Below are 26,556 nucleotides of genomic sequence, written 5' to 3' on the forward strand. Positions count from 1 at the left end.
GTGATGCTATGAATGAAAGAGAACAGGCGGTGCTTGCTTTAATTCGCCAAAATCCGTTTATGTCTCAGCAAGAGATGGCGGATGCCATGAATTTATCTCGTCCCGTACTTGCTAATTTAGTGTCTAGTTTAACGAAGGAAGGAAAAATAGTAGGTCGAGCTTATATTTTACCCGAGGCAAATGAAATTATTTGTATCGGTGGAGCAAACTTAGACCGAAAATTCCACGTGAAGGGCAATGTTCAATTTGGAACATCTAACCCTGCTAGTTCTTCCTTTAGTGTAGGTGGTGTTGGTCGAAACATTGCTGAAAATTTAGGCCGATTAAACCATCAAGTGACATTGCTCACAACAGCTGGTAAAGATGCGGATTGGCAAGTAATCCAAGATGCTTCAGAATCGTTTATGAATCTACGATATGTGGAGCAGTTACCAGAAGCTTCAACTGGTTCTTATACGGCCATTATGGATGAGCAAGGCGAGCTAGCACTAGCTGTAGCCAATATGGAAGTATATGACTTATTATTGCCTAACTTGTTAAAAAAGCATGAAACGATGCTTGTGAACGCTGGCTGCTTTATTTTGGACTTAAATTGTCCGAAAGAAACAGTGGCATATATCCAGCAAGTAGCTATTGCTCGTGACATTCCACTGGTCATTGTGCCAGTATCCTCGCCTAAAATGAATCGACTACCTGAAACATTACAAGGCGTAACATGGTTTATTTGTAACACGGATGAAGCAGAAACAATTGTAGGACATACAATTGAAAACGTGAGTCATTATGAAAAAGCATTACAACAGCTCCTACAATTAGGTGCTGAGCATGTAATTATCACAGCTGGCAGTAAAGGCGTATATGCGGCTTCAACAACAATTGCGCCTTGTCATTTTGCTGCCAAAGTAATTGATAAGATTGAAGATGTGACAGGTGCTGGTGACGCCTTTGTCAGTGCTGTTATTCACGGCTGGCTGACAGGACAATCCTTTGCGACATGTCTTGATGCAGGGTTAACCAATGCCAAAAATACCTTAGCATCTCCCTATACAGTAAGACCTGAATTATCAGTAGATTTGTTAAAAAGTGAAATGGAGGAATAACAACATGAAAGAATTCATCGTATTATCAGAAGAAGTAAAAGCAGGACAAGCAAAGGGCTTACCAATCGTAGCTTTAGAATCAACTATTATTTCACACGGCATGCCATACCCACAAAACGTACAAACTGCTCGCGAGGTAGAACAAATTATTCGCGATAATGGTGCCGTACCTGCAACAATTGCATTAATTGATGGGAAAATTAAAATTGGTTTATCAGATGAAGAGCTTGAAATGTTCGGTAATGCACAAGGTGTTGCTAAAGCTTCACGCCGTGACCTAGGCTACTTACTTGCTACAAAAAAACTTGGAGCGACAACAGTTGCAGCTACAATGATCTGTGCAGAGCTAGCGGGTATTGAAATCTTTGTAACAGGTGGTATTGGTGGTGTTCACCGTGGTGCTGAAATGACAATGGATGTCTCTGCTGACTTAGAAGAATTAGCACAAACAAATGTTGCTGTCATTTGTGCTGGTGCAAAATCTATTTTAGATATCGGTCTTACATTAGAATATCTTGAAACAAAAGGTGTACCTGTAGTTGGTTATGGTACAGATGAATTACCAGCATTCTACACACGTCAAAGTGGATTCGATGTAAACTTCCAGCTTGATACACCAGACGAAATTGCAGAAATGCTAAGTGCGAAATGGGCATTAGGTTTAAAAGGTGGAGCTGTTATTGCTAACCCAATCCCTGAAGCTGAAGCTTTAGAGCATGCGTTTATTACGAATATAATTGAAAAAGCTTTAGCTGAAGCTGAAGAAAATGGTATTCAAGGTAAAAACGTGACACCATTCTTACTAGGTAAAGTAAAAGAATTAACAGAAGGTAAAAGTCTTGATGCGAACATTGCATTAGTGAAAAACAATGCAGTAGTTGGCGCGAAAATTGCTGTAGCTTTCAATCAATTACATTAATTCTCTTGTCGAAACAAAGACTCTTTGTGACATAACGTCGCAGAGGGTCTTTTTTATTAAAAAGGAGAATATTTTTTCCATTTTTAATGCTGTTCACGAGATTAACTAAACTAAATGACACAGTCTCTTTACAATGGGCTACAAAATTTTATACAATTAAGTTTATATCTAATCTGAAAAATTTGACGAGCAAGGTGGACATGTTATGGCGAAAGAGCAAATTTTGACTCCTGAGGACGTTTTTGAGTTAGTCAAATCCTACATGAATGATGAAAATGTCGCATTCGTGAAAAAAGCATATGAATTAGCAAGGGATGCCCATATTGAGCAATTCCGTAGCTCTGGTGAACCGTATATTATTCACCCAGTACAAGTAGCGGGTATTCTAGCTGAATTACAAATGGACCCAGAAACTGTAGCGGCAGGTTTTTTACATGATGTTGTCGAAGATACAGATTTTACGCGGGATGATTTGGTACGGGAATTTGGCGAAGAAGTTGCAGTACTTGTGGACGGAGTTACAAAATTAGGGAAAATTAAATATTTATCAAAAGAGGCGCAGCAAGCAGAAAATCATCGAAAAATGTTTGTAGCCATGGCGCAGGACATCCGTGTCATTTTAATAAAGCTAGCAGACCGTCTTCATAATATGCGTACATTAAAGCATTTGCCGGCCGAAAAGCAGAGACGTATTTCGAAAGAAACATTAGAAATTTTTGCACCGCTTGCTCATCGTCTTGGAATATCGACTGTCAAATGGGAGCTTGAAGATACAGCTCTTCGCTATTTAAACCCACAGCAATATTATCGTATTGTTAGTTTGATGAAGAAAAAGCGAGATGAGCGTGAGGCTTATTTAGACAATGTTATGGCTGAAATGAAATCACAGCTGAATGAAGTTGAAATTGATGCAGATGTATATGGACGTCCAAAGCATATTTACAGTATTTATCGAAAAATGGTGCTGCAAAAGAAACAATTTAATGAAATTTATGATTTATTAGCCATTCGTGTATTGGTCGATAGTATTAAAGATTGCTATGCCGTATTAGGGATCGTGCATACGTTGTGGAAGCCAATGCCAGGACGTTTTAAAGATTATATTGCTATGCCAAAACAAAATCTATACCAATCTTTACACACAACCGTTATTGGTCCGTATGGAGATCCATTAGAGGTACAGATTCGTACAAAGGAAATGCATAAAATTGCTGAGTACGGGATTGCGGCACACTGGGCGTATAAAGAGGGCAGAAAGGTTGACCATCAAAAGCAAAATGTCGACCAAAAATTAACATGGTTCCGTGAAATATTAGAATTCCAAAATGAGTCTTCCAACGCTGAAGAGTTCATGGAATCCTTAAAATTTGATCTATTTTCTGATATGGTTTATGTCTTTACTCCTGAAGGTGACGTCATTGAATTACCTGCTGGTTCAGTACCAATCGATTTTGCCTATCGTGTCCATTCTGAGGTCGGAAATCGTACAATAGGGGCAAAAATTAATGGCAAAATGGTGCCGCTTGATACACCGCTGAAAACGGGCGACATCATTGAAATTTTAACATCTAAGCAATCCTTTGGGCCAAGCCGAGATTGGCTGAAAATAGCACAATCCTCACAGGCAAAAAATAAAATAAAGCAATTTTTTAAACGTCATTTACGTGAGGAGAATATTGTCAAAGGCAAAGAGATGATTGAAAAAGAAATCCGTGCCCAGGATTTCGATTTAAAGGAAACAATGTCAGCAGAAAATCTAAAACGAGTATGCGATAAGTTTAATTATACGAATGAAGAGGACTTATATGCAGCTGTTGGTGTAAGCGGAATAACGGCACAACAGGTAGTGAATCGTTTAGCTGAAAAACGCCGAAAAGAGCGTGAACAGGAAGAAGCTTTAGAAAAAATTGAACAAAAAATGAAAAATCCGATCCCGCAAAAACGTACGGAATCAGGTGTTATTGTGAAGGGCATTGATAATATGCTCATTCGACTTTCGCGCTGCTGTACACCTGTTCCAGGAGATGACATTGTTGGCTTTATTACAAAAGGTCGTGGTGTATCAGTGCATCGTGCAGACTGTCCTAATATTCAAATTGAGGATGAGCAGGAGCGTTTAATTGAGGTCGAGTGGGAGCATGGTGTCATCCCTGAGAAAAAGGAATACCCAGTTGATATTGAAGTTTCTGCTTTTGATCGACCTGGTATATTAAATGAGATTATGCAAATTGTTAGTGAAACTAAAACAAATATTTTAGCGGTAAGTGGCCGGGCTGATCGTGATAAAATGGCCACAATTCATTTAACAATCTCTATTTCAAATATTTCGCATTTGCATAAGGTTGTGGAGCGAATTAAACAAACGCCTGATATTTATTCGGTGCAACGAGTTATCAATTAAGCAACAGTTAGAATTGGGGTTATTGACGTATGAAGGTAGTATTACAGCGTAGTAAAACAGCTTCTGTAACAGTTGACGGAACTGTCACAGGAGCCATCGATAGTGGCTATGTTCTTCTAGTTGGTATTACACATGAAGATACGCAGGAAGATGTCGCGTACTTAGCGAAAAAAATAGCCAATTTACGCCTTTGGGAAGATGCCGATGGAAAAATGAATCATTCTATTTTGGAGCATGGTGGCGCTATTTTATCCGTCTCGCAATTTACGTTATATGGGGATGCTAAAAAAGGGAATCGTCCAAGTTTCACAAGTGCTGCAAGACCAGAAGTAGCAAAACCGCTGTGGGAAGCTTTTAACCAAGCATTACGTGAACTCGGTTTACATGTGGAGACAGGCATATTTGGTGCAATGATGGATGTTGCACTCATTAATGATGGTCCAGTAACAATACTTCTAGAGTCAAAATAATGGTACATTTCCTATCATTCCTTCATATACTAAAGAGTATGGTTAGTTTTATAGGAGGGAGTGTCAAGAACATGGCGCAGATAGGAAGTATATCCAATCCATATTTATACGAAACTCTTAAAATGATGGTTGGTCAGGCTATTGTAGTGCAAACAGAAAAAAATATTCAACAAGGTATTTTATTATCAATATTACCTGACCATATTATTTTAGAGATTAGTCGTACACCATTCTTCATACAGTTGGAGGAAATTGTGTGGGTTACATTGGAAACAACCAAAAAATGAGTTTGTGTGAACCTTCGGTGATGGAAGGTTCTTTTTTTATTTATTTACGTTATAATAAATGAACTTAATTATTAGAATATTTGATTTATTGGAGAGGTTGAAAATTATGCAAACAATAGCGATTTTAGGTTCTTTGTTTTTTTGGAATAATATAAAGGAGCATTTCGCAGCATTTCCTCAAGTACAATTTATTCATTTTCCTTACACGCATCCTGAACAATGTGTGGATTTTATTGACGAAGCTGCATCGCAATCGGATATTGTATTATTTGCTGGTTCTATTCCCTATTACTATTGCTATGAAAAAATAAAAGCAACTTCTATACAAGCGACATACCTCCCTTTTGATGAATTGACATTGGCACTTTCGCTATTATCTCTACACCATCATGAACGAGTGGAACTGAGTAAATTATCGATAGATTTGCCTAAAAAAGATAGCTTTTATCAAGTGATGAAGGAGGCAGGAATTGCATCCATAGAAGTGTATGTAAAAGATTATGCATTGGTCCATGAAAAACCTGAAAAAATAGCAAATTTAAATATGGCTGATTATGTCCATTATCATAAGGAGTTGTATGAAGCAGGAAAGACTAAATTAGCTCTTACTAGCCTTCACGCTGTTTTTATAGAGCTACAACAATTAGGGATACCTGCGAAGTATATGGTTGAAAGCAAACAAACATTTACAGCGGCGGTTACTAGAGCCCTAGATGCCTATCATCATAAATTATTGGCGTCCTCGCAAATTGCCGTTGTCTCTATTTATTGCCAAGAAAATTTATCACACCTTCAACCAGTATTTCTTAAAACTTTAGAAACATTAAGCGATCGTTTACATGCAAAGGTCATGCCGGCACAGCAGGAGCCTTATTTAATTATTTCAACTAGAGGGGTAATTGAAAAGCTTGAACCTTCTTATTTACGTTCGCTAAAAGAACAGTATGAACAGCAATTTGGCACTATTTTCAGAGTGGGTGTTGGCTATGGTTATTCTTTACATGAGGCGGAAGCACATTCATCTCAGGCTTTGTTTTTTACAACAAAATATAGCGAGACTTCTACGGTAATGTGCTTGGTGGATGAGCAGAATCGATTACATGGACCATTATTCGAAAATAATAATGAAGTAGCCTTGAGTAACAATAGTAAACATATTTTAGAAATTGCTAAAAATGTGAAAATGAGTGCTAAAAATATTAATGTTATGAAGCAATTCATGTTGGTAACAAATAATCGCCCCTTTTCCGCTGCTGAATTAGCAGATTATATGAATCTGTCACGTAGATCTGCTGAGCGCATTATTAATCGTTTAATTGAACAGAACTATTTTACGTTTGCAGGAGAGGAGCACCCTTATCAACAAGGACGTCCGAGAAAGCTTTATAAGGCAACGACAAAATGGGAAATCTGAAATAATAGAAAATTAATACTTTACAATAAATTTGAACTATTGTATATTTATTTTCAATTAACGACATATAGCGACAAATTAGAAAGGGGTGCTTTGAGAGTTTGCTAGTGTCTAAATCTATCAATAGGTTGGTGATATTTTGGAAAATGAACAGCGTGTAAAAAAGAAGAGTTGGCTAAAAGTACCTCATACATATACGATTATTTTTGCTATTATTTTTCTAGCAGGTATTGCAAGCTATATTATTCCAGCAGGTGAGTTTGACCGAGTAGAAGATCCAGAAGGACGTATGCTCGTTGTGGATGGTAGCTATCATCATATTGACAGTAATCCAGTTTCCATTTTTGAAATGTTTACAGCAGTACCGATGGGCCTTGAAAAAGGTGCCCAAATTATCTTCTATATTTTCTTAGTTAGTGGTGTATTTGGCGTTATTCGTTCGACAGGTGCTATCGAAGCGGGTGTTTATAAAGGTGTAAAAGCATTAGAGGGTAGAGAAAAGCTATTAATTCCTTTATCGATGATTCTATTCTCTGTGGGCGGTTTTACAATGGGAATGGCGGAAGAAACGATTATTTTCGTACCTATTGGCGTAGCAATAGCTCGTGCAATGGGCTTTGACGCGGTAACAGGAACTGCCATGATTACATTAGGAGCAGCCAGTGGATTTTTTGGTGGAATGCTTAATCCCTTTACGGTTGGCGTTGCGCAATCATTAGCAGATGTTCCTTTATTCTCGGGGATTGGTTTCCGTGCAGTTGTCTATATTTTTGTATTAAGTTTTGCTATTTTCTATGTATCTCGCTATGCTTTTAAGGTGAAAAAGAACCCTCAGGCAAGTGTGATTTATGAGATTGAACAACAGGCTAAGTCCAATGTGTCTGTGATTGACATTCCTTCATTAACAGGGAAACATAAGCTAGTATTTATTGTAATGGCATGTGGCATTGGATTTAATATTTATGGTGTTTTTAATTGGGATTGGTTTTTAATACAATTAACGGCTTCATTTTTAATTATGGGCTTAATTGCAGGCCTAATTGGCGGTTTAAAGCCTGGCACTATTTTCGACTCCTTTATTGATGGGGCAAAGGCTGTAACATTCGGTGCTCTCATCGTAGGTTTTGCACGTGCTATTACAGTCGTTTTAGAGCAAGGGAAAATCATTGATACAATTGTTTATGCAGCATCTGAGACAATCGGGCATTTACCACATGCTATTAGTGCAATCGGTATGTTGTTTATTCAAGCCCTTTTAAATTTATTTATTTCATCTGGTAGTGGGCAGGCGGCAGCAACAATGCCGATTATGATTCCGATTACTGATTTACTAGGATTAGAACGACAAGTAGCAGTCTTAGCATTCCAGTACGGAGATTCATTAACAAACTCAATTATTCCTACTTCATCTGCATTAATGGCGTATTTAGCGGTAGCGGGTATTCCATATGAAAAGTGGATTAAATTCATTTGGAAGATGATTCTTGGCTGGGCATTGATTGCATGTTTAGCATTAATAGCTGCAGTAGCATTAGGTATTTCTTAAAACATGAAAAGAGCTGTGGAAAAAGATTATTCCACAGCTTTTTTTGTATTATTCTTCATTGGCATTAAAGTAATTTAAGATGCCTTGATAAATACCAAGAGTAGCCTGTTCACGGAATTTAGCCGTGGTGATGGCTCGCTCTTCACTAGCATTACTTAAGTAACCTAGCTCAATAAGCACGGCTTTTTGTCGATTCTCACGTAGTACTAAATAGTTGCCTTGTTGGGTTCCACGATCCCTCAAATCAATTTTACTCGAAAGTCCATCGTGTATTGCCTCCGCAAGCCCTTTTTGATTACTATTCATATAATAGGACGTGAAGCCGTTAATAGAGCTATCATCGGTTGCATCGTAATGAAGACTAATAAAGGCATCTGCCTCATACTGATGGGCAATCGAGACACGCTTCCGCAATGCCACATATTCGTCAGACTCTCTTGTCATAACAACATTTGCACCCGCTGCACTTAGCTTAGAAGCAAGGAGAGTAGCTGTCTTTAAAGTAATCCCTTTTTCTTCTGTTCCACGTTGACCTGTTGTTCCATGGTCGTTGCCTCCATGTCCAGCATCTACAACAATGGTTAATCCATTTAACGTTCCCTTTTTACGAGGCTCTTGTTGATCCTTTTGTGAGATAGAAGTTTTATTGGAGCTCGTTGTAACAACCCAATTCGCAACAAACGCTGTTTCTTTGTCTAATTGAATTTCGTAAAAATCATTTTTTACGCCGACGATAGGATAGGTTTTACCAGCATCTACTCGCTCCACAACTTCAGCAGCAGTTGACGCATCAGTTCGTAGGTTTGTCCCATTATAAATTATAGTAACGGATTCTAAATCTTTTGAAGAGGACGATTTAGAGGTGCTCTTTACTTTATTTGAAAAAGTACCGTAAAAACTATAGACCCATCCAGCTTTTTTATCATTGTACTGAATTTGTACCCAATTGTGCTCATGTGCAAGTACTTTATAAGCCTGTCCCTTGGTAACTGTGCCAATTTTTTTTGCATTCAAATCAGGTTTTTTCCGAACATTCAGTGCATCCACTAAAATAGTAAAGGTTGTATCTTTATTAACAGGTGTAGTTGTTGTAGATACTTCTACAGAATCCTCTTTTGGCTCGTTTTCTTTTTTAGGACTGTCGTTAATCGTCACATAATCCTTAGAAACCCAACCAGATAGTCCATTCCAATCAATTTTTGCCCATTCATTATTTTCCTCAATGAGGTTTGCTTGGTTGCCCGTAGAAAGCTGTCCAATAACAGCTGAAGAAATATCTGGATCAGTGCGAATATTTAAACGGTCAACCTGTGAAATAACAGTTTTATCAATGGTTTTTTGAGTGCTTGTAGAGGTTGTTAACCAGGATGCTACCCAGCCTTCATAGCTACCTGCCTTTACCTGTATCCAATCACCTTTACGAGCAATCGAAGTTAAAGGATCACCTTCATCTAAAGTCGTAATAATTGGATAAGACAATCCAGGACCCTCACGTAAATGAAGAATCGTACCTGATACTTTTAGGTCACTCGTATCAGCGGAAGCATTTTGAATAAAGTTCTTATTTGGAATCGCAATTGTTACTATTAGTACGAAGATGATAATACTATGTAAAATTTTTGTCCTCATCAGATTCCTCCTATTCCTTGTGCTATTTTACCATGCTTTTGTATAAAAATTCGTGGTAAAATTGTAATGGAATTTGTTATTTTCGTTACTGTCTTATGAAAAATACAAAAATAGTTGACATTGGGTTAGCTAGTGACTAACATAAAGGGTAATCGAAAAATGATTAATCGCTTATGACCAAGCAAGTAGCGTGTACCTCTATTGGAACAGAGAAGGAAAGACTTAGGCTGCAATCTTTCCTACAAAAATGTATGACGTGAATAACACTTGAGAGGCTTTTTTCTGAAAAGCAGTGCTTAGTAGGAAAAAACGGAATCGGCCGTTATCCGATTACGAGGAGGACACATGTATAAAATTGTGTCAACTAGGGTGGAACCGCGGAAGCTTATATAGCTCTCGTCCCTTGCATAGGCAAGGTGACGGGAGCTTTTTGTGTTGTCCAAAAACATGAATGCTTTTAATGAGGCAGTTTACTCAAGATGAGAATATCCGCCACTTACGTTGGAGGAGGGACAGATGGAGCCTCGCTCAGCATAACTGGAATCCGCTTAGTCTCGATGGAAATGGCTCAAATGTGGAGTGATCTCTTCCAAAAATGGAGAGAAAATAGCTCAATCATAGGCAATCAATATAGGAGGGAATTACATGAGTTTTAAAGTGCCAAGAGGGACACAAGATATTTTGCCAGGTCAATCTGAAAAATGGCAGAAGGTTGAAGCAATCATTCGTGATATTTGTCGCGTTTATCGCTACAACGAAATTCGTACACCGATTTTCGAGCAGACTGATTTATTTGCACGTGGTGTAGGTGAAACAACGGATGTTGTCCAAAAAGAAATGTATACATTTGAGGACCGTGGAGGTCGCTCACTAACATTACGTCCTGAAAATACAGCTGGTGTTGTACGTGCGTATGTTGAACATAAAATGTTTGGCGCACCAGATCAACCTGTTAAGCTGTCATATTTAGGACCCATGTTCCGCTATGAGCGTCAACAAGCTGGTCGCTATCGCCAATTTGTTCAATTTGGTGTAGAGGCAATTGGTTCAGCAGATCCTGCAATTGATGCAGAAGTCATTGCTCTTGCAATGGATGTCTATGAATCAGCTGGCTTAAAGGATTTAAAATTAGTGATCAATTCACTAGGTGATAAAGAAACGCGTGATACGCACCGTACAGCTTTATTACAACATTTTGAGCCACATATTCATGAGTTTTGCTCAGATTGCCAAAATCGTTTACAAAAGAACCCATTGCGTATTTTAGATTGTAAGGTGGATCGTGAACACCCATTAATGAAAACAGCTCCTGCATTAACAGAGTTCCTTACAGAGGAATCGGCTGCTTATTTTGCTCAAGTGAAATCATATTTAGATACTCTAGGCATTACCTATGTGGTTGATCCAAATCTTGTAAGAGGACTGGATTATTACAACCATACGACATTCGAAATTATGTCAACGGCATCTGGCTTCGGAGCTATTACAACACTTTGTGGTGGTGGACGATACAATGGTCTAGTGCAAGAAATTGGAGGTCCAGATGTACCTGGTATTGGTTTCGCTTTAAGTATTGAACGTTTGTTATTAGCGCTTGAAGCAGAAGGTGTTGAATTAGATACGGCTTCTGGATTAGACGTTTATATTATTGCCATGGACGATGATGCAAAGCAAAAGGCGGTAGAGTTAACTAGTACTTTCCGTGCAAAGGGCCTTGCAACAGAGATGGATTACTTAGATCGTAAAATGAAAGCACAAATGAAATCAGCCGACCGTCTAGGGGCAAAGTATACAATTGTCCTTGGTGAAACAGAGCTTGAAGAGCAAGCAGCTGCCGTAAAGCATATGGAATCTGGTGAGCAGCACAAGGTTGCATTTTCAGAGCTAGTCAATTATTTATTACAACAATCCTAAACAAAGATATGGCATTTCTTGTTGAATGCTACATAAATTGAATATATTTTGGAGGAATTTAACAATGGCTACAAGAACACATGCTAGTAACGAACTTTCAGAAACGTTACAAGGCGAAAAAGTCGTATTAAAAGGATGGGTACAGCGTCGTCGTGACCTAGGTGGATTAATTTTCATTGATTTACGTGACCGTACAGGTATTACACAAGTAGTCTTTAGTCCAGACGTTGCAGAAGCGCATGCATTAGCGGATAAGGTGCGTAGTGAGTATGTAATTGAAATAGAAGGAACAGTTATCCTACGTACAGAGGACCAAATAAACCCGAATGTACCAAACGGTAAAATCGAGGTGGAAGCGACAAAATTAGTCGTCATTAATACAGCAAAAACTACACCATTCCAAATTGAAGATCGCACTGACGTATCAGAAGATCTACGTTTAAAATACCGTTATCTTGACCTACGTCGTCCAGTGATGTTCGATACTTTCAAAATGCGCTCTGACGTTACGCGTACAATCCGTAACTTCTTGCAAAACGAAGGCTTCCTAGAGGTTGAAACTCCAATTTTAACAAAATCAACGCCAGAGGGTGCTCGTGACTATTTAGTACCGTCACGTGTCCATGAAGGTGAATTTTATGCTTTACCACAATCACCTCAGCTATTTAAACAATTATTAATGGTTGCTGGCTTTGAGAAGTATTTCCAAATTGCACGTTGCTTCCGTGACGAGGACTTACGTGCTGACCGTCAACCGGAGTTTACACAGGTGGACATTGAAACAAGCTTCTTAACACAAGAAGAAGTTTTAGAAATGAATGAGCGATTAATCCAAGCAGTCATGAAAGAAGTAAAAGGGATTGATATCCCTGCGCCGTTCCAACGCATGAAGTACCAAGAAGCAATGGATCGTTATGGTTCTGATAAACCAGATGTACGCTTTGGATTAGAATTAGTAGCTTTAAATGATGTTTTTGAAGGCTGCGGTTTCAAAGTGTTTGCTGATACAGTGGCACAAGGAAAACAAGTTAAAAGTATTAATATTAAAGGTGCGGCTGATAAATACTCTCGTAAAGACATGGATGAACTAACTAAGTTCGTTGGTATTTACGGCGCTAAAGGTCTTGCTTGGTTAAAGGTAACAGAGGAAGGCTTAAATGGCCCAATTGCAAAATTCTTCGATGAGGCGTTAGCGGCAGCATTAATTGAACGAATGGGTGCAGAAGTTGGCGATATTCTAGTATTCGTTGCGGATAAAGCGTCTGTTGTAGCGGCTTCTTTAGGGGCACTTCGTACGAAATTAGGTCAAGACTTAGAATTAATCGACGAATCACAATTTGCATTCCTATGGATTACAGACTGGCCATTATTTGAATACTCTGAGGAGGACAGTCGTTATTATGCAGCTCACCATCCATTTACACGTCCGTTTGACGAGGATATTCCTTTAATGGATACAGATCCAGCAGCTGTTCGTGCACAGGCATATGATATCGTATTAAACGGCTATGAGCTTGGTGGTGGTTCACTACGTATTTATGAACGTGACCTACAAGAAAAAATGTTTAAATTACTTGGTTTCTCCGAAGAAGAAGCTCAAGCTCAATTTGGTTTCTTATTAGAAGCATTTGAATATGGTGTGCCACCACATGCTGGACTTGCATTTGGTCTTGATCGCTTTGTGATGCTATTAGCAGGCCGTCACAATTTACGTGATACAATTGCATTTCCGAAAACAGCAAGTGCAAGCTGCTTAATGACAGAAGCACCAAGTGAAGTATCTTCTGAGCAACTTAGCGAATTAAGCTTAGCAATTAAACCTTTTAGAAAATAATTTATAATGCAAAATACCTGGATTTCCTAGCAAAAATTGTTGGGAATCTAGGTATTTTTTGCGTTTTCTCAAGAAATTATAGATTATTAGATAAAATCGTTTGAATTATCAGAAAAGTGGTGCTATGATAACTGTAATACGAATCCTGATGTGTTTGTCTAACTGCTAATTCTACTTCACAGTTTTGACCGAACACTATCGAATCGGGAGCCTTCATTTTGTAGTCGCAAACATGCCCCTAGCGGAGCGGGACGTTTAAAGCTGCAAAGCAGGCACCCCCCTGCAAATTGCGGGTTCAAAACGAATGTTTCTTGGCATTACGGCACAATTGGGATTCGTCCTATACATAGGATTGAAAAGGAGCTTATAAAAAAGCTCCTTTTTTATGTGCAAATGAACATATACCAACCCTCACGTGTATTAGCTTTTTTATTCTGAACTATTTCAAAGGACAAAATAATGTATGAAAAATTTAGAAAATAGAAAAAATAGCTTTTTATTTTTGGTAAATGAGCATATAATTGGTATAGACAACTATACCTTATAAGGTATGATGAAAATTCCTCAAAGCTTTTAAAATTTAGCTGGAGGTGAAATTTTGAAGGATACGCTATTAATTTCCCATGTCACAATAATTAATCCTGAAGGGAGATCATTTGAGGGTGATCTCTATATTCAGGACGGTAAAATAGCTCAAATAGGCCGTAGCTTAAATATCGAGGCAGCTCAATATATAGATGGTACAGATCAGGATTGGCTTCTGCTCCCAGGTTATATTGATATGCATATTCATGGTTCAGCTGGCCATGATACGATGGATGCTACTCAACAGTCTTTACATGCGATGGCTCACTCTTTAGTCCAAGAAGGTGTTACAAGTTTTCTTGCTACAACGATGACACAAACCGTCGAGAAAATTGAAAGCGCTTTATTGAATGTAGCAGAATTCCAACGTAATGAAGGTGAAGCCAATGTATTGGGTATACATGTGGAGGGGCCATTTGTTTCGAAAATTCGCGCTGGTGCTCAGCCAGTAGCTTACATGATTAGTCCTACGATTGAGCAATTTGCCCATTGGCAAAATATTAGTAACCGTCAAATAAGACAAATTACGATGGCACCAGAAATAGAGGGTGGCTTTACATTTCTTGAAGCACTAAGGGACTTTCAGGTCATCCCATCTATTGGTCACTCTGACGCTTCAATAGATGAAGTCCAAAAGGCAGTAGCTTTAGGGGTAAATCAGTCCACTCATTTATATAATCAAATGCGGCCTTTTCATCATCGTGACCCTGGTGTTGTCGGTGGAGCTTTACTAGATGACAAGATTAAAGTTGAACTCATTGTCGATTTTGTCCATAGTCATCCTCAATCAGTCATGTTAGCTTATCGTTTGAAAGGTGCAAAGGGCATTATTCTTATTACGGATGCGATGCGCGCGAAAGGGTTACAGTATGGCGAATATGATTTAGGCGGGCAAACAGTATCTGTGAGTGAAAAAGGTGCTCATTTAGCAAATGGTGCATTAGCTGGCAGTACTTTAACAATGGAACAGGCAGTAAAAAATATGAAGGCTGTTACAAATTGTTCACTTCAAGAAATAGTCGCCATGTCCTCTACAAATGCCGCAGAGCAGTTAAGGTTGTCCAAGAAGGGACGAATTAAAGAAGGTTTTGATGCAGATTTTGTATTGCTTAATCAAAAATTAAATGTGCAAAAAACTATTTGTCGAGGTAAAGTTGTATTTGAGAAATCATAAATGAGGCGATAAGGACGGTGCAAGAATTGTTAGAGAAAAATTCTCATATACCTATCTATATACAAATAGAAGAGATTATTAAACAACGAATTTATTTAGAAGAGTACAAAATTGGTGAAACAATACCTTCAGAACGAGAGCTTTCTGCACAGTTTGATGTTAGTAGAATGACTGTCCGTCAATCCATTACCAACCTAGTAAATAGCGGTTTGTTATATCGTGAAAAAGGAAGAGGTACCTATGTTGCCAATCCAAAATTAGAGCAACCGTTAAAAGGTTTAACAAGTTTTACTGAGGATATGCGAGCAAGAGGAATGGAACCGAGTAGTAAAGTATTACGTTTTGAAAAAATTATACCGCCAGTGGATATTGCAAGGGATTTAATGATGGAGCCCGGAGAAGAAGTATTTTTTGTCGTGCGAATAAGAAATGCTGATTCAAAGCCAATGGCGATTGAAAAAACGTATATACCTGTGAAAGTATATCCAGAGTTGGATGAGAAGCAAATAATGGGCTCGTTATATGCATTAATCGAAGCAAAATTCCATCAAAAAATTGGTAATGCTGTCCAACAGATGGAAGCAGCAATTGTGTCTAAAGAGGATGGAAAGTTTTTGCAAATTAATCAAACAGCGCCTGTTTTAATTATTAAACGTACGAGTTATCTATCTGACGGTCGGCCATTTGAGCTTGTACGTAGTACGTATCGTGCGGATCGTTACAAATTTATAAGTGAAATAAAAAGGTGATTATATGGATGCATATTTTTCTGAAATTGAAAAGCTGATCCAGGTTGTGAAGGATCAGGAGTCTGCTTGTATAAAGGAAGCGGCACAAATTATTGTGCAACGCCTTCAAAAAGGTGGAATTATCCAATTGTTCGGTTGTGGTCATTCACAGCTATTAGCACAGGAGGCCTTTTATCGTGCGGGAGGTTTAGTGCCTGTCCGTCCGATTTTTATTGAACCTCTAGCATTACATGCAGGAGCCATGGCCTCTTCTATTAACGAAAAGGACCCAGCAATTATTGAACAACATAAAGAGCAATTTGACTTTCGCGAAAATGATATTTGCATTGTGATTTCAACTTCTGGAAGAAATTCAGCACCGATTGATGCAGCATTATTAGCCAAAAATGCAAACGTATATGTCCTATCTCTCCAATCACTTGATTATAGAGAGCAGGCAACACGTCATCATTGTGGACTACGACTGGAAGAAGTGGTAGATCTCGTTATTAACACCCATATACCTATTGGTGATGGTGTTCTACATGCACATGCTCAAAACATGCAATATGCACCTGCATCGACAGTTATTGGTTCGCTGCTATTAAATGCTTTATTCAGCGAAGTTATTGAGGAAATTGCAAAGACTTCAACCGAACTACCCATTTTTGTTAGCAATAATGTAGACTCCGATTGGTCACATAATGAGATAATGATTGCCAATTATCAAGATCGAATAGATTTTACATGAAAAAGGAGGCATTGTGAATGAAGAAAATGTATAAAATTACTACACCCGAAGGAATACATGCAAGACCCGCTGCATTACTAGTCACTGCGGTTACACCATTCGAAAGTGATATTACCTTAACTTTTCAAGAGAAGGCAGTAAATTTAAAGTCTATTATGGGTGTTATGTCATTAGGTGTAAAACCAGGAAGTGTAGTGGAAATATCAGCGGATGGACCCGATGTTGAAAAATTATTTCAAACAATAACAGACATTATGATATCGAAGGAAATAGGGGAAATGCTTTAAGGATTCAAGCAGTGGTTGATTTACGAGCCACTGCAGACGAATCTCCTTTAACAGATTCATAGCTATTTAATTATAAGAATATTCAGTTCTAAAAGGGGTGGTTATATGGACATTCGTATCGTCTCACCGAACGATTATGGGCAGATCCATCAATTACGAGATTATTGTTTTCCAAATAAATATACAGGGCCACGTAGAGAGGATTTTCACTATTGGATTGAGCATAGTGCGACACTAGGTGCCTATGATGCCAAAAAGGTAGTGGGGCAGCTATTAATTCTGCCACTCAATATGACTGTGCACGGTATCAGCTACAAGATGGGGGGCATAGGATTTGTCGCTACCTATCCTGAGTATCGTCAGCAGGGAATTATAAAAAGACTGATGACAGAAGCCCTGCAAAATATGCGTGAAAATAAGCAATCCATTTCTGTGTTAGCACCTTTTTCTGTGTCCTTCTATCGTCATTTCGGGTGGGAGTTGTTCTTCGAGAAATTATATTACACAATACCACAATCGATGTTCCCTTCATTTGGGAAGCAACTAGATGTCGTCAAACGGATGAGCTTTGAATGGCCAGACTCCGAGCTTTTTGAGAAGATCAAGGATTTTCATCAGGCAATGGCTATTTCTCAAAATGGTGGCATGATCCGTGATGATGCATGGTGGAAAAGAATTGAAAGAAGGAGCCCGGATAGTCATTTTGCTGCCTATTTTAACGAGGATCATTTAGAGGGATATATCCGTTATACGATCCAGCAGGGTACGTTTGAAATTCAAGATTTTATCGTAGCAAATTATTCAGCAGAACAAGCTATGTGGCGTTACATGACATCTCATGCAGCGAGTGTCAGTAGTATGAAAGGGGTTACTTCCAATCATAGGCCATTTGGCTTTTATTTCGAAGAGCCACAATTTAAAAAGGAAGTTAAACAGGATGTGATGGTCAGAGTAGTAGATGTTTATGCATTTATGAAGCAATATCCATGGAAGGATATTCATGAAACATTGTATGTCCGTATTGAAGATAAGTATTGTCATTGGAATGAACAGATCTATCAAATAAATAAAAGTGGTCATGTCTCAATAATTGAGACAAATTCGATCATTGACATGCATATGTTAACATTACCTATTAATCTTTTTTCTGCAATGATGGTTGGATATCTATCGGTAAAAGATGCTGTTATGTATGCCAATCAGCCTATAAAAGAGATGATTATTCAGCAATGGCAGTGGGCATTACCTACTGAAAAACCAGCGTTTTATGAGTATTTTTAAGCAATGAATAGTCGGGAAAATTAAAAATTTTTTGAATTCTTTTGTGGACTATACCAGTTAAGTAGAATCGTTTATTTTTCTATAAAAGTGCAATAGCCCAATTTTGTAAACACTTTCATAAATAGAAAATTAATGTAAAAAATATATTGTGGTATATACCAATAGGTGCTATTCTCAGATTAAGTAAGCGATTACACTGTTTAAAAATGAAAAAAGGAGTGTTTCAAATGAAAAATATTATGTTAGTGTGTGTAGCTGGTATGAGTACTAGTTTATTAGTATCCAAGATGCAAAAAGCTGCACAGGAGCAAAATATTGAGGCAGATATTTATGCAATTGCAGAAGGCGAGGTTGAAAAAGTACTAGCGACTAAAAAAGCTGATGTGCTGTTATTAGGTCCTCAAGTACGCTATTTAAAGGGCTCATTTGAAAAAAAATTCAAGGACATGGATTTCCCAATCGATGTTATTAATATGGCGGATTATGGCATGATGAATGGCGAAAAGGTCTTGCAGCAAGCATTACAATTAATAGGTTAAAGGAGGCTCAAGGGGGATGGAAGAAACAGCATTATTGGAATCCATTATGGGACTAATTGTTCATAGTGGTCATACAAAAAGTGAATGCATGGAAGCTCTACAATTGGCAAAAAAGGGACAGATAGACGCAGCAAAGGAAAAAATTAAATTAGCGAATGAGGCATTGATCGAAGCGCACCATTCTCAAACAGGTTTATTATCACAAGAAGCAAGGGGAGAGAAAGTCGAAGTATCGATGTTATTAATTCATGCCCAAGATCATTTAATGAACGCTATTACATTTCGTGATCTAGCACAGGAAATGATTGAATTATATGAACGAATTAAAGGGGAGTAACATCAAATTTTGATGTCACAATAAAAAGCAAAGGGAGTGTATGAGAATGTTCCGTTTTTTAGAAGAAAAATTTGTACCGGTTGCTGCTAAGGTTGGGAATCAGCGTCATTTAGTTGCCATTCGTGATGGATTTATTACGATCATGCCTTTGACGATTGTAGGATCACTGGCTGTACTTATTAACAATTTGCCTATCAAATTTTATCAAAATGCACTCGATGCCATTTGGAAACATGAGACATGGACACAGTTTGGAGGCAATGTCTGGGGCGCAACATTTGGAATCATCTCACTATTATTAGCCTTTTCTGTTGCCTACCATTTGACAAAAAGCTATGACAAGGATGCATTATCCGGAGGGGTTATCGGTCTTGCAGGTTATATGACATTTGGTACATTTGGGGAAGGTGGTTTAACGGGATTAACGACAGGTACGGGAGGAATATTTGTTGCCCTCATAACAGCCTTGATATCCGCAGAGCTGTTCTCTCGATTATCAGGTAACTCTAAACTATTGATTAAAATGCCTGCAGGTGTACCATCGGCTGTATCCAAATCTTTTGCTGCATTACTGCCTGCAATTATTACAATTGGATTATTTGCATTAGTTCGGACGATTATTTCGGCTGGTTTTGATGTACCAGATATTATTGGATCGTTTTATTCATCAATTCAAGAGCCTTTTATGGGCTTAACAAATACATGGGTAGCTGGTCTTATTTTAGCTTTCATTCCTACGTTTTTATGGTCATTTGGTATACATGGGGCGAATATTATCGAGCCATTTATGCAATCCATTAACCTACAAGCAATCGATGCGAACGTTGCAGCTATTTCTGCTGGCAAAGTAGCACCGTATATTATTAATAAACCGTTCTTTGACGCATTTATTAATATGGGTGGTTCAGGTACAACGATTGCCTTAATTATTGCCATCTTCATTATTGCTCGTAAAAACAAACAATATAATACAGTAGGTAAGCTATCAGCTGCTCCTGGATTATTTAATATTAATGAACCATTATTATTTGGTTTACCAATTGTATTAAATCCAGTCTTATTTGTACCATTTATTTTAACACCAATGGTCAATGTGACGATTGCATTCTTTGCAACAAAATGGGGGTTTGTGCCTGCAGCAACCATTGCGGTTCCATGGACGACACCACCGATTATTAATGGTTTCTTAGTAACACAATCTTGGCGTGGAGCCGTATTGAGTATCGTATTAATCGTTGTAGCTATATGCATTTACCTGCCATTCCTTTCAATGGCAAATCGCATGGCGAAGCAAAACGAGCAAAAAGCTGCTTTAGCGGCGCAGAGTGAACAATCAACTGTAGCCCAATCAGAAGGTCAAAAGGTAGAAGTATAAGCGTTTACTAACGGAGGGTTTGAAGTGAAGAGATTAGGTATTTCGCTATATCCACAGCATAGTACATTAGATGAAATGAAGCGCTATGTTCAGCTCGCTCATGACAACGGTTTTGATCGTATTTTTACATGTTTGATGTCATTAAAGCAGGAAGAAGAACGGCAGAAATTACAGCAAATTAATCAATTTGCACAGCAATTGGGTTTTGACATTTCTGCAGATATAGCCCCAACCGTTTTTCAAGAGCTAAATTTAACCTATAGAGATATAGGTTATTTGAAAGAGCATTATCATTTGGCAGCATTACGTTTAGACATGGGTTTCTCAGGTCAGGAAGAAGCATTCATGTCACTTAATGAAAGCAATCTAAAAATTGAATTAAATATAAGTAATGGTACGAAGTATGTAGACAACATTTTATCCTACCGTCCGAATAAAGAAAATATTATCGGCTGTCATAATTTTTATCCAAGACAATTTACAGGTTTATCTCGTCAGCATTTTTTACAAACCTCTCAACAGTTTAAAGCAAATAATATTCGAACGGCTGCGATGATTTCCTCTCAGCATGGTAAGTTTGGGCCATGGGAAGTAACGGAACAAGGTTTACCAACATTGGAGGAGCACCGTCACCTTCCTGTTACGGTACAAGCAAAAGATTTATGGCACACGGGGTTAATTGACGATTGCATCATTGGTAATATGTATGCATCTGAAGAAGAAATACGAGCTTTAGGACAATTAAACCGCCAGAAGCTTGAATTAAAGCTTGTTCAGTCAGCAGACACAAGTATATTAGAGGAAACAATCCTTTATAAGGAACCGCATTTTAATCGAGGGGATGTATCTGAATATGTGATTCGGAGTACACAATCTCGCGTGAAATATAAAAATGGGGACTTCCCTGTACATGATACACGACCATTAAAGGTGGGCGATGTCACGATCGATAATAATTTGGATGTTCGTTATAAAGGTGAGTTACAAATCGTACTAAAGGAAATTCCGAATGCTGGGTCAAGTAATGTTGTTGCAAGTGTTGTCGAAGAAGAACAGTTTTTACTAGCACACATTCAACCGTGGTCGTCATTTGGTTTTACGAAATGAAAATAAGAGAGGAAGGGATTGAGTCATCAATCTCTTTTTCTTTATGGGAAAGGAAATGATGTTATGTATGTTTTAGCCATTGATGGTGGTGGCACAAAAACGGCGGCGGTTATTTGTGATGAAAAAGGTCAATGCTTTGCCCAAATAGAGACGACTCGTAGTAACCCTACTGCTATGGATCTAGCATATTTCGAAGCAACCATCCATTCAATCATGCAAAGTTTGCAGCAACAAAATCCTCAAATAGTGATAGAGGTTACTAGTTGCTTTGCGGGGATGGCGGGTGTCAAGGAGCTTCAAGCCGAGGGCGTTGTGGAATCAATATTACGGCAATATGTGTGTAGCTCCGCTTCCATTACGGTAGACAATGATGCTTTGATCGCTCTTTATGCGGGTACACTTGGAAAGGCAGGAATTGTTCAAATCGCGGGGACAGGCGCTATAACGATGGGATATGATAAGGAGCAGCATTTTCATCGAGTAGGTGGCTGGGGGTATCTTTTTGATGATGAAGGAAGTGGCTATGATTTAGGCGTCCAATTACTAAAGGCTGTGTTACAAAGCTATGATGGTAGAGCTCCTAGTACTGCATTGACCGAAGCTGTGCTGAAACATTTCGCTGTAGATTATGTGCCACAATTAATCGGCTGTATTTATGGAGATGAGCATCCGCGCACAATTATCGCGCCATTGAGTGCCTATATTGTTGTAGCGGCTGATGATGGTGATCTAGTAGCCAAGAGAATCATTGAAGAAGCCTGTCAAAACTATTTTAAGGCCATTAAAGCATGCTATTTACGGATGGTATGGGGGCAAGAAAAAGTACCTGTCGTCCTATGTGGGGGAGTATTTACGAATGAAAATTATTTTGTTCCAAGACTACAAGCGATGGCAATGGAGGAAACATTACCGTTTCGTTTTAAAACCCCTGCATTACCTCCAATAGGAGGAGCTGTTATTGCGGCCCTTCAACAAATTAATGTCCAGTTTAGTAGTTCTTTTGTAGAGACCTTTCAAAAAAATTATGTATAATGAAGCATAGAGCAATTGGATCGATTCAATTGCTCTTTTTTCTTTATAATTTTCACTTGATGAATAACATGATAGAATGTAATATAGGTTTTGATTTTATCTTAGTATATAACTAGGTTTACTAATAAAATTTCATAGATGGAGAGTGTCAGGATGTTACATCAATTTTCACGTAACGAGCTCGCTATAGGAACAGAGGGTCTCGAAAAATTAAAAAATACAACGGTTGCTATTCTTGGTGTAGGTGGCGTTGGATCATTTGCTGCTGAGGCATGTGCACGAAGTGGTATCGGCCGAATTATATTAGTCGATAAGGATAATGTTGATATTACCAATGTAAACAGACAATTAGTAGCGTATCTATCTACAGTTGGACAATCTAAATCAGCTATTATGAAAGAGCGTATTGCAGATATCAATCCTGAATGTGAAGTCATTGATATGCATATGTTTTATACGGAAGAAACGTATGAAGAATTTTTCGCACAAGGCATTGATTATGTAATCGATGCAAGTGATACAGTCATGTATAAAATTCATATTATGAAAGAATGCTTAAAGCGTAATATTCCTATTATTTCTAGTATGGGTGCAGCGAATAAGATGGACCCAACTCGCTTCCAAATTGCAGATATTTCAAAAACACATACAGATCCACTAGCAAAAATTATCCGTACAAAGTTACGTAAAGAAGGAATTCATAAAGGTGTGACCGTTGTATTTTCAGATGAAAGTCCGATTGTCGTACGTCCAGATGTTGTTGAACATGTAGGGAAGCCGGATGCTGCCATTCGTAAAGCGAAGATGCCACCTTCTTCCAATGCCTTCGTGCCATCAGTAGCTGGTTTAATTGCAGCAAGCTGGGTCGTTAATACGATCTTAAAAGATGTGAAAATCACACGCGTACAAGGTTAATAGTCTATAGGATTTCAAAAAATAGCATAATGAATCAATTTCATAGAAGTAGCCTCTTTTATTGTTTTTAGGGGGCTACTTTTTCTATGTTACAATAAGACCGTTATAAAAAGGAGGCGTATACGGATGGAAAAAATTTATCAAATGGAGTATAGAGGTTTAAATCTTTTCGATGAAATAAGCACTGTTGAGTTAGCTATAGATGAAGAAAAGCAAACGATACATATTTATGATATTGGACAGGTTGTAAGCCCCATTTTTAATTTTGATGTATCTGCCTATGAGTTGTCAGATGGCTTTTATAAAATGGCCGATATTTTGCGGCATAAGAAAATTTTAACGAATCAACAAGCTGATAGCGACCTAACATTAAGTGAATGGTTAATAAAAAACAATGCTTATTTTTATATCCCCAATAAACGTATTAAAAAATATGTCCAGGGAAGTATTGTGGAAATTGTTGATCGAACAATGGAACAAGCGTTATTTGATGAATATGTACAAAGGTTATAATTTTACCAAAATAGTTCTTCTTATGTGCATAAAATGCTATTAATTCACGAAATTGTCTTATTTTTTTCATGTCCCCACTACTCTAATTGGTTTATTGCTATAATTTGAATAATTCCAATAGATAATCGATCAGTTTGTTTGGGATGCTTTGAGCTAATCAAAAATAGCCATGAAGTTCGAAATCAACAAATGACAAATGGGAGAGTGGGAAAATGGAAATTCAAATTATTCGAGATCATCTAGATATTGTCAAGCTTCAAGAGAAAATGAATGCCATTGTATTTGATTACTTAGACACTTCTGATAATTATCCGAAAGCGATGCGAGAATTAAATCCTTTATATATACAAGTGACAACTTTTTATAAGGAATATATCGATCATCGGGCAGGGGAGATTCCTAGTGCAAATACCTATTGGCATTTGTTTATCGACTGTAGTGCCAAGTTATGTTATTTTTTAGCGGCTTCAACGTTCTATTCATCTAATGCTTTACAAAAGACGCCTGAAAAAGTCGAGAAGTTATTACATATTGCTGCTTCATCTTTACCTAGTATCGATCAAGAGGAAAATGAGCAATTATTAACAGATGTTTTTGCCCTTATGGCTGAAGTAGTAGATGATAAAGAAAAACTGACTACTTTGCGCAATGAAGTGCTTGTACAAAAGGGTGATGTGAAGCAATGTCTTCAACAGTTTAAATTATTTGTTGATCATGAATTAAATAGCTAGACAATTGAAGACACTCTATTTTCTGAAAATAGACTATACGACAAGAATCTACGTGAACTTTTGTAATTATTTCTAGGTTTTCAACACTGGTACGTGTTGGAAAGTGGATGTATTTAACCATTAAAGTTTCGTGGGTTCTTTTTTTAGTGTATCGCTAAAAAAGCAAAGTCGCTTCTAACGGTAGAAGTAATGACTTTGCTCTTGGAAAGCTACTTTTTATTTTGATGAAAAGATTTAAGCTTTTCATAGATACTAGCCATACGTTTTTCCTCGCCGGCAATAACGGGTTTATAAAACTCAGTTCCTACTAGCTCATCAGGTAAGTATTGCTGATCTATCCAGCCACCAAATGTTCCGATGGGTGTGTTATGAGGATACTGATACCCAACGTGACCTAAATCTGTTGCCCCAGCGTAATGAGCATCACGCAAATGATGAGGTATATCACCCGTTTTGCCATCATGAATCGCTTTTATCGCGTCATCGATTGCAAGGATAGCTGAATTAGATTTTGATGCTAAACACATTTCAATAACTGCACTTGCAAGTGGGATACGTGCCTCTGGTAATCCAAGACGTTCTGCTGCCTGTATCGCAGCGAGCATATGAGGACCTACCTCAGGGTTGGCAAGGCCAATATCTTCATACGCCATGACAAGTAAACGTCTGCTGACAGCGACTAAATCACCAGTTTCTAATAAATGTGCTAAATAATATAGCGCAGCATTCGTATCACTGCCACGGACAGATTTCTGCAAGGCAGAAAGTAAATTATAAAAATGTGAGCCCTTTTTATCACCATAAACACCAATTCGACTAATGAGGTGATCAATAATATGGTCTGCTGCAACCGTTTGCCCCTCTACTTCATCACTTGCGTAATAAATGGATTCAAGTAAAGTTAATGCCTTTCGTGCATCTCCATTCGCTGCCTCTGCAATATGCTCAATTTGTGAATCTGTTAAGATAAAATGATATTTACCTAGACCCCGTTTTTCATCTGCAAGTGCTTTTTCTACAAGCTCCATTAGATTTTCCTTGGTTAATCGTTTAAGTTGATAAATCTCACCACAGCGAGATCGAATCGCTGGATTGACATCGTGGTAAGGATTTTCTGTTGTTGCACCGATTAAGACAATCGAGCCATTTTCCACATGTGGTAGCAAAGTGTCTTGCTGAAATTTATTGAAGCGATGAATTTCATCTAAAAAGAGTAGAACTTTTCCTGAGATTCTAGCTTCTTGGACAATATCTTCTACATCTTTTTTGCCCGCTCGTGTCGCGTTGAGTGCAAAGAAAGGGAGCTGAGAGCTTCCTGCAATCGCATTTGCAATAGAGGTTTTGCCGATGCCGGGTTCTCCGTAGAGCAACATGGAAGGGACATGTTCATTTTGAATCATTTTATATAGAGCTGTGTTTGGACCAATAAAATCTTGATGACCTACAATTTCATCAAGTGTTAAAGGACGCATTCGAAAAGCTAGTGGTTCATTGTGCAAAATAATTCCCCCTTTCAGCCGTTGTCATTTTTTATTTATCCATTTTTTGCACTACATACAGCGCTAATAGTGGATCGTTAAACAATGTTGAATCGCATTATTTAGTATATCATATCCTTCTAGGTGTATTTCCGAGTTCATCAAGAGGAGATTATGATATACTGTTGGTAGTAATTTTGACTAGACTA

General features: G+C 38.1%; 24 protein-coding genes, 1 other RNA gene and 1 other annotated feature. Of the genes, 23 read left to right on the forward strand and 2 right to left on the reverse strand.

Annotated elements, in window-relative coordinates:
• The first annotated feature begins 8 nt into the window (after window positions 1–8).
• The 7 genes from B3D94_RS09190 (at window position 9) to B3D94_RS09220 (ending at window position 8,137) form a co-directional block, all read left to right on the forward strand.
• The gene (locus B3D94_RS09190; protein WP_069482120.1) at window positions 9–1,100 is read left to right on the forward strand and encodes a carbohydrate kinase; all 1,092 of its coding nucleotides are present in this window, start codon (window positions 9–11) and stop codon (window positions 1,098–1,100) included.
• 4 nt (window positions 1,101–1,104) lie between these two features.
• Window positions 1,105–2,019, forward strand: coding sequence for a pseudouridine-5'-phosphate glycosidase (locus B3D94_RS09195; protein WP_291756905.1), 915 nt, complete (start codon window positions 1,105–1,107; stop codon window positions 2,017–2,019).
• Window positions 2,020–2,224: 205 nt separating this feature from the next.
• Window positions 2,225–4,420: a RelA/SpoT family protein gene (locus B3D94_RS09200; RefSeq protein ID WP_008181090.1), complete on the forward strand. Its 2,196-nt coding sequence runs from the start codon at window positions 2,225–2,227 to the stop codon at window positions 4,418–4,420.
• A gap of 29 nt (window positions 4,421–4,449) precedes the next feature.
• Window positions 4,450–4,890, forward strand: coding sequence for a D-aminoacyl-tRNA deacylase (dtd, locus tag B3D94_RS09205; RefSeq protein ID WP_291756910.1), 441 nt, complete (start codon window positions 4,450–4,452; stop codon window positions 4,888–4,890).
• A 71-nt stretch (window positions 4,891–4,961) separates the two neighbouring features.
• Complete coding sequence (locus B3D94_RS09210; protein ID WP_036119154.1) at window positions 4,962–5,177, forward strand: DUF2642 domain-containing protein; 216 nt, start codon at window positions 4,962–4,964, stop codon at window positions 5,175–5,177.
• A 106-nt stretch (window positions 5,178–5,283) separates the two neighbouring features.
• Entirely contained in the window at window positions 5,284–6,591 is a 1,308-nt protein-coding gene (locus tag B3D94_RS09215) for a MarR family transcriptional regulator (protein ID WP_254664313.1), read from the forward strand.
• Window positions 6,592–6,730: 139 nt separating this feature from the next.
• Window positions 6,731–8,137 carry a YfcC family protein gene (locus tag B3D94_RS09220; protein WP_291756917.1) on the forward strand — a complete coding sequence of 469 codons (1,407 nt, stop codon included), beginning with the start codon at window positions 6,731–6,733 and terminating at the stop codon, window positions 8,135–8,137.
• Between the two features lie 48 nt (window positions 8,138–8,185).
• Here B3D94_RS09220 and B3D94_RS09225 read toward each other — a convergent pair whose 3' ends face one another.
• Window positions 8,186–9,766 carry an SH3 domain-containing protein gene (locus tag B3D94_RS09225; protein WP_291756919.1) on the reverse strand — a complete coding sequence of 527 codons (1,581 nt, stop codon included), beginning with the start codon at window positions 9,764–9,766 and terminating at the stop codon, window positions 8,186–8,188.
• A 164-nt stretch (window positions 9,767–9,930) separates the two neighbouring features.
• Window positions 9,931–10,173 (forward strand) — a binding site (T-box leader).
• Between the two features lie 238 nt (window positions 10,174–10,411).
• Here B3D94_RS09225 and hisS point away from each other — a divergent pair.
• From hisS to B3D94_RS09305, 16 genes are all read left to right on the forward strand, one after another.
• The gene (gene hisS, locus B3D94_RS09230; protein WP_069482114.1) at window positions 10,412–11,680 is read left to right on the forward strand and encodes a histidine--tRNA ligase; all 1,269 of its coding nucleotides are present in this window, start codon (window positions 10,412–10,414) and stop codon (window positions 11,678–11,680) included.
• A 64-nt stretch (window positions 11,681–11,744) separates the two neighbouring features.
• Window positions 11,745–13,514, forward strand: a complete 1,770-nt coding sequence (gene aspS / locus B3D94_RS09235; protein WP_291756922.1) for an aspartate--tRNA ligase — start codon at window positions 11,745–11,747, stop codon at window positions 13,512–13,514.
• A gap of 139 nt (window positions 13,515–13,653) precedes the next feature.
• Window positions 13,654–13,853: non-coding RNA, 6S RNA (gene ssrS / locus B3D94_RS09240), on the forward strand.
• A 259-nt stretch (window positions 13,854–14,112) separates the two neighbouring features.
• On the forward strand, window positions 14,113–15,273 hold the full coding sequence (gene nagA, locus B3D94_RS09245; protein WP_291756926.1) for an N-acetylglucosamine-6-phosphate deacetylase: 1,161 nt from the start codon (window positions 14,113–14,115) through the stop codon (window positions 15,271–15,273).
• 26 nt (window positions 15,274–15,299) lie between these two features.
• A complete protein-coding gene (locus B3D94_RS09250; protein WP_025114380.1) occupies window positions 15,300–16,022 on the forward strand; it encodes a GntR family transcriptional regulator in 723 nt (240 codons plus the stop codon).
• A gap of 4 nt (window positions 16,023–16,026) precedes the next feature.
• Window positions 16,027–16,752 carry an SIS domain-containing protein gene (locus B3D94_RS09255; protein WP_291756929.1) on the forward strand — a complete coding sequence of 242 codons (726 nt, stop codon included), beginning with the start codon at window positions 16,027–16,029 and terminating at the stop codon, window positions 16,750–16,752.
• A gap of 17 nt (window positions 16,753–16,769) precedes the next feature.
• Window positions 16,770–17,039: an HPr family phosphocarrier protein gene (locus B3D94_RS09260; protein ID WP_069482110.1), complete on the forward strand. Its 270-nt coding sequence runs from the start codon at window positions 16,770–16,772 to the stop codon at window positions 17,037–17,039.
• 105 nt (window positions 17,040–17,144) lie between these two features.
• Window positions 17,145–18,320: a GNAT family N-acetyltransferase gene (locus tag B3D94_RS09265; RefSeq protein ID WP_291756932.1), complete on the forward strand. Its 1,176-nt coding sequence runs from the start codon at window positions 17,145–17,147 to the stop codon at window positions 18,318–18,320.
• Window positions 18,321–18,547: 227 nt separating this feature from the next.
• Window positions 18,548–18,859, forward strand: a complete 312-nt coding sequence (locus B3D94_RS09270) for a PTS sugar transporter subunit IIB (RefSeq protein WP_069482108.1) — start codon at window positions 18,548–18,550, stop codon at window positions 18,857–18,859.
• A 16-nt stretch (window positions 18,860–18,875) separates the two neighbouring features.
• Window positions 18,876–19,196 carry a PTS lactose/cellobiose transporter subunit IIA gene (locus tag B3D94_RS09275; RefSeq protein ID WP_069482107.1) on the forward strand — a complete coding sequence of 107 codons (321 nt, stop codon included), beginning with the start codon at window positions 18,876–18,878 and terminating at the stop codon, window positions 19,194–19,196.
• Window positions 19,197–19,242: 46 nt separating this feature from the next.
• A complete protein-coding gene (locus B3D94_RS09280) occupies window positions 19,243–20,571 on the forward strand; it encodes a PTS sugar transporter subunit IIC (RefSeq protein ID WP_083244717.1) in 1,329 nt (442 codons plus the stop codon).
• Window positions 20,572–20,595: 24 nt separating this feature from the next.
• Window positions 20,596–21,678, forward strand: coding sequence for a DUF871 domain-containing protein (locus tag B3D94_RS09285; RefSeq protein WP_069482105.1), 1,083 nt, complete (start codon window positions 20,596–20,598; stop codon window positions 21,676–21,678).
• Window positions 21,679–21,696: 18 nt separating this feature from the next.
• A complete protein-coding gene (locus tag B3D94_RS09290) occupies window positions 21,697–22,710 on the forward strand; it encodes an N-acetylglucosamine kinase (protein WP_291756943.1) in 1,014 nt (337 codons plus the stop codon).
• Window positions 22,711–22,863: 153 nt separating this feature from the next.
• Complete coding sequence (locus B3D94_RS09295) at window positions 22,864–23,625, forward strand: tRNA threonylcarbamoyladenosine dehydratase (RefSeq protein WP_025114372.1); 762 nt, start codon at window positions 22,864–22,866, stop codon at window positions 23,623–23,625.
• A gap of 126 nt (window positions 23,626–23,751) precedes the next feature.
• Window positions 23,752–24,138 (forward strand): hypothetical protein, encoded by a 387-nt coding sequence (locus tag B3D94_RS09300; RefSeq protein WP_069482104.1) that lies wholly within the window; start codon window positions 23,752–23,754, stop codon window positions 24,136–24,138.
• A 212-nt stretch (window positions 24,139–24,350) separates the two neighbouring features.
• A complete protein-coding gene (locus B3D94_RS09305) occupies window positions 24,351–24,869 on the forward strand; it encodes a hypothetical protein (RefSeq protein ID WP_291756947.1) in 519 nt (172 codons plus the stop codon).
• Window positions 24,870–25,078: 209 nt separating this feature from the next.
• On the opposite strand, the gene B3D94_RS09310 is transcribed toward B3D94_RS09305, so the two are convergent.
• The gene (locus tag B3D94_RS09310) at window positions 25,079–26,368 is read right to left on the reverse strand and encodes a replication-associated recombination protein A (RefSeq protein ID WP_291756950.1); all 1,290 of its coding nucleotides are present in this window, start codon (window positions 26,366–26,368) and stop codon (window positions 25,079–25,081) included.
• Between the last annotated feature and the right edge of the window lie 188 nt (window positions 26,369–26,556).

The organism is Lysinibacillus sp. UBA5990, from assembly GCF_002429815.1.
Classification (GTDB): domain Bacteria; phylum Bacillota; class Bacilli; order Bacillales_A; family Planococcaceae; genus Lysinibacillus; species Lysinibacillus fusiformis.

Bases quoted from the DNA above. Each gene is read 5' to 3' on its own strand.
- B3D94_RS09190 (WP_069482120.1), top strand. From the start codon at position 9: ATGAATGAAAGAGAACAGGCGGTGCTTGCTTTAATTCGCCAAAATCCG.
- B3D94_RS09195 (WP_291756905.1), top strand. From the start codon at position 1,105: ATGAAAGAATTCATCGTATTATCAGAAGAAGTAAAAGCAGGACAAGCA.
- B3D94_RS09200 (WP_008181090.1), top strand. From the start codon at position 2,225: ATGGCGAAAGAGCAAATTTTGACTCCTGAGGACGTTTTTGAGTTAGTC.
- dtd (WP_291756910.1), top strand. From the start codon at position 4,450: ATGAAGGTAGTATTACAGCGTAGTAAAACAGCTTCTGTAACAGTTGAC.
- B3D94_RS09210 (WP_036119154.1), top strand. From the start codon at position 4,962: ATGGCGCAGATAGGAAGTATATCCAATCCATATTTATACGAAACTCTT.
- B3D94_RS09215 (WP_254664313.1), top strand. From the start codon at position 5,284: ATGCAAACAATAGCGATTTTAGGTTCTTTGTTTTTTTGGAATAATATA.
- B3D94_RS09225 (WP_291756919.1), bottom strand. From the start codon at position 9,766: ATGAGGACAAAAATTTTACATAGTATTATCATCTTCGTACTAATAGTA.
- hisS (WP_069482114.1), top strand. From the start codon at position 10,412: ATGAGTTTTAAAGTGCCAAGAGGGACACAAGATATTTTGCCAGGTCAA.
- aspS (WP_291756922.1), top strand. From the start codon at position 11,745: ATGGCTACAAGAACACATGCTAGTAACGAACTTTCAGAAACGTTACAA.
- B3D94_RS09255 (WP_291756929.1), top strand. From the start codon at position 16,027: ATGGATGCATATTTTTCTGAAATTGAAAAGCTGATCCAGGTTGTGAAG.
- B3D94_RS09260 (WP_069482110.1), top strand. From the start codon at position 16,770: ATGAAGAAAATGTATAAAATTACTACACCCGAAGGAATACATGCAAGA.
- B3D94_RS09265 (WP_291756932.1), top strand. From the start codon at position 17,145: ATGGACATTCGTATCGTCTCACCGAACGATTATGGGCAGATCCATCAA.
- B3D94_RS09270 (WP_069482108.1), top strand. From the start codon at position 18,548: ATGAAAAATATTATGTTAGTGTGTGTAGCTGGTATGAGTACTAGTTTA.
- B3D94_RS09275 (WP_069482107.1), top strand. From the start codon at position 18,876: ATGGAAGAAACAGCATTATTGGAATCCATTATGGGACTAATTGTTCAT.
- B3D94_RS09280 (WP_083244717.1), top strand. From the start codon at position 19,243: ATGTTCCGTTTTTTAGAAGAAAAATTTGTACCGGTTGCTGCTAAGGTT.
- B3D94_RS09295 (WP_025114372.1), top strand. From the start codon at position 22,864: ATGTTACATCAATTTTCACGTAACGAGCTCGCTATAGGAACAGAGGGT.
- B3D94_RS09300 (WP_069482104.1), top strand. From the start codon at position 23,752: ATGGAAAAAATTTATCAAATGGAGTATAGAGGTTTAAATCTTTTCGAT.
- B3D94_RS09305 (WP_291756947.1), top strand. From the start codon at position 24,351: ATGGAAATTCAAATTATTCGAGATCATCTAGATATTGTCAAGCTTCAA.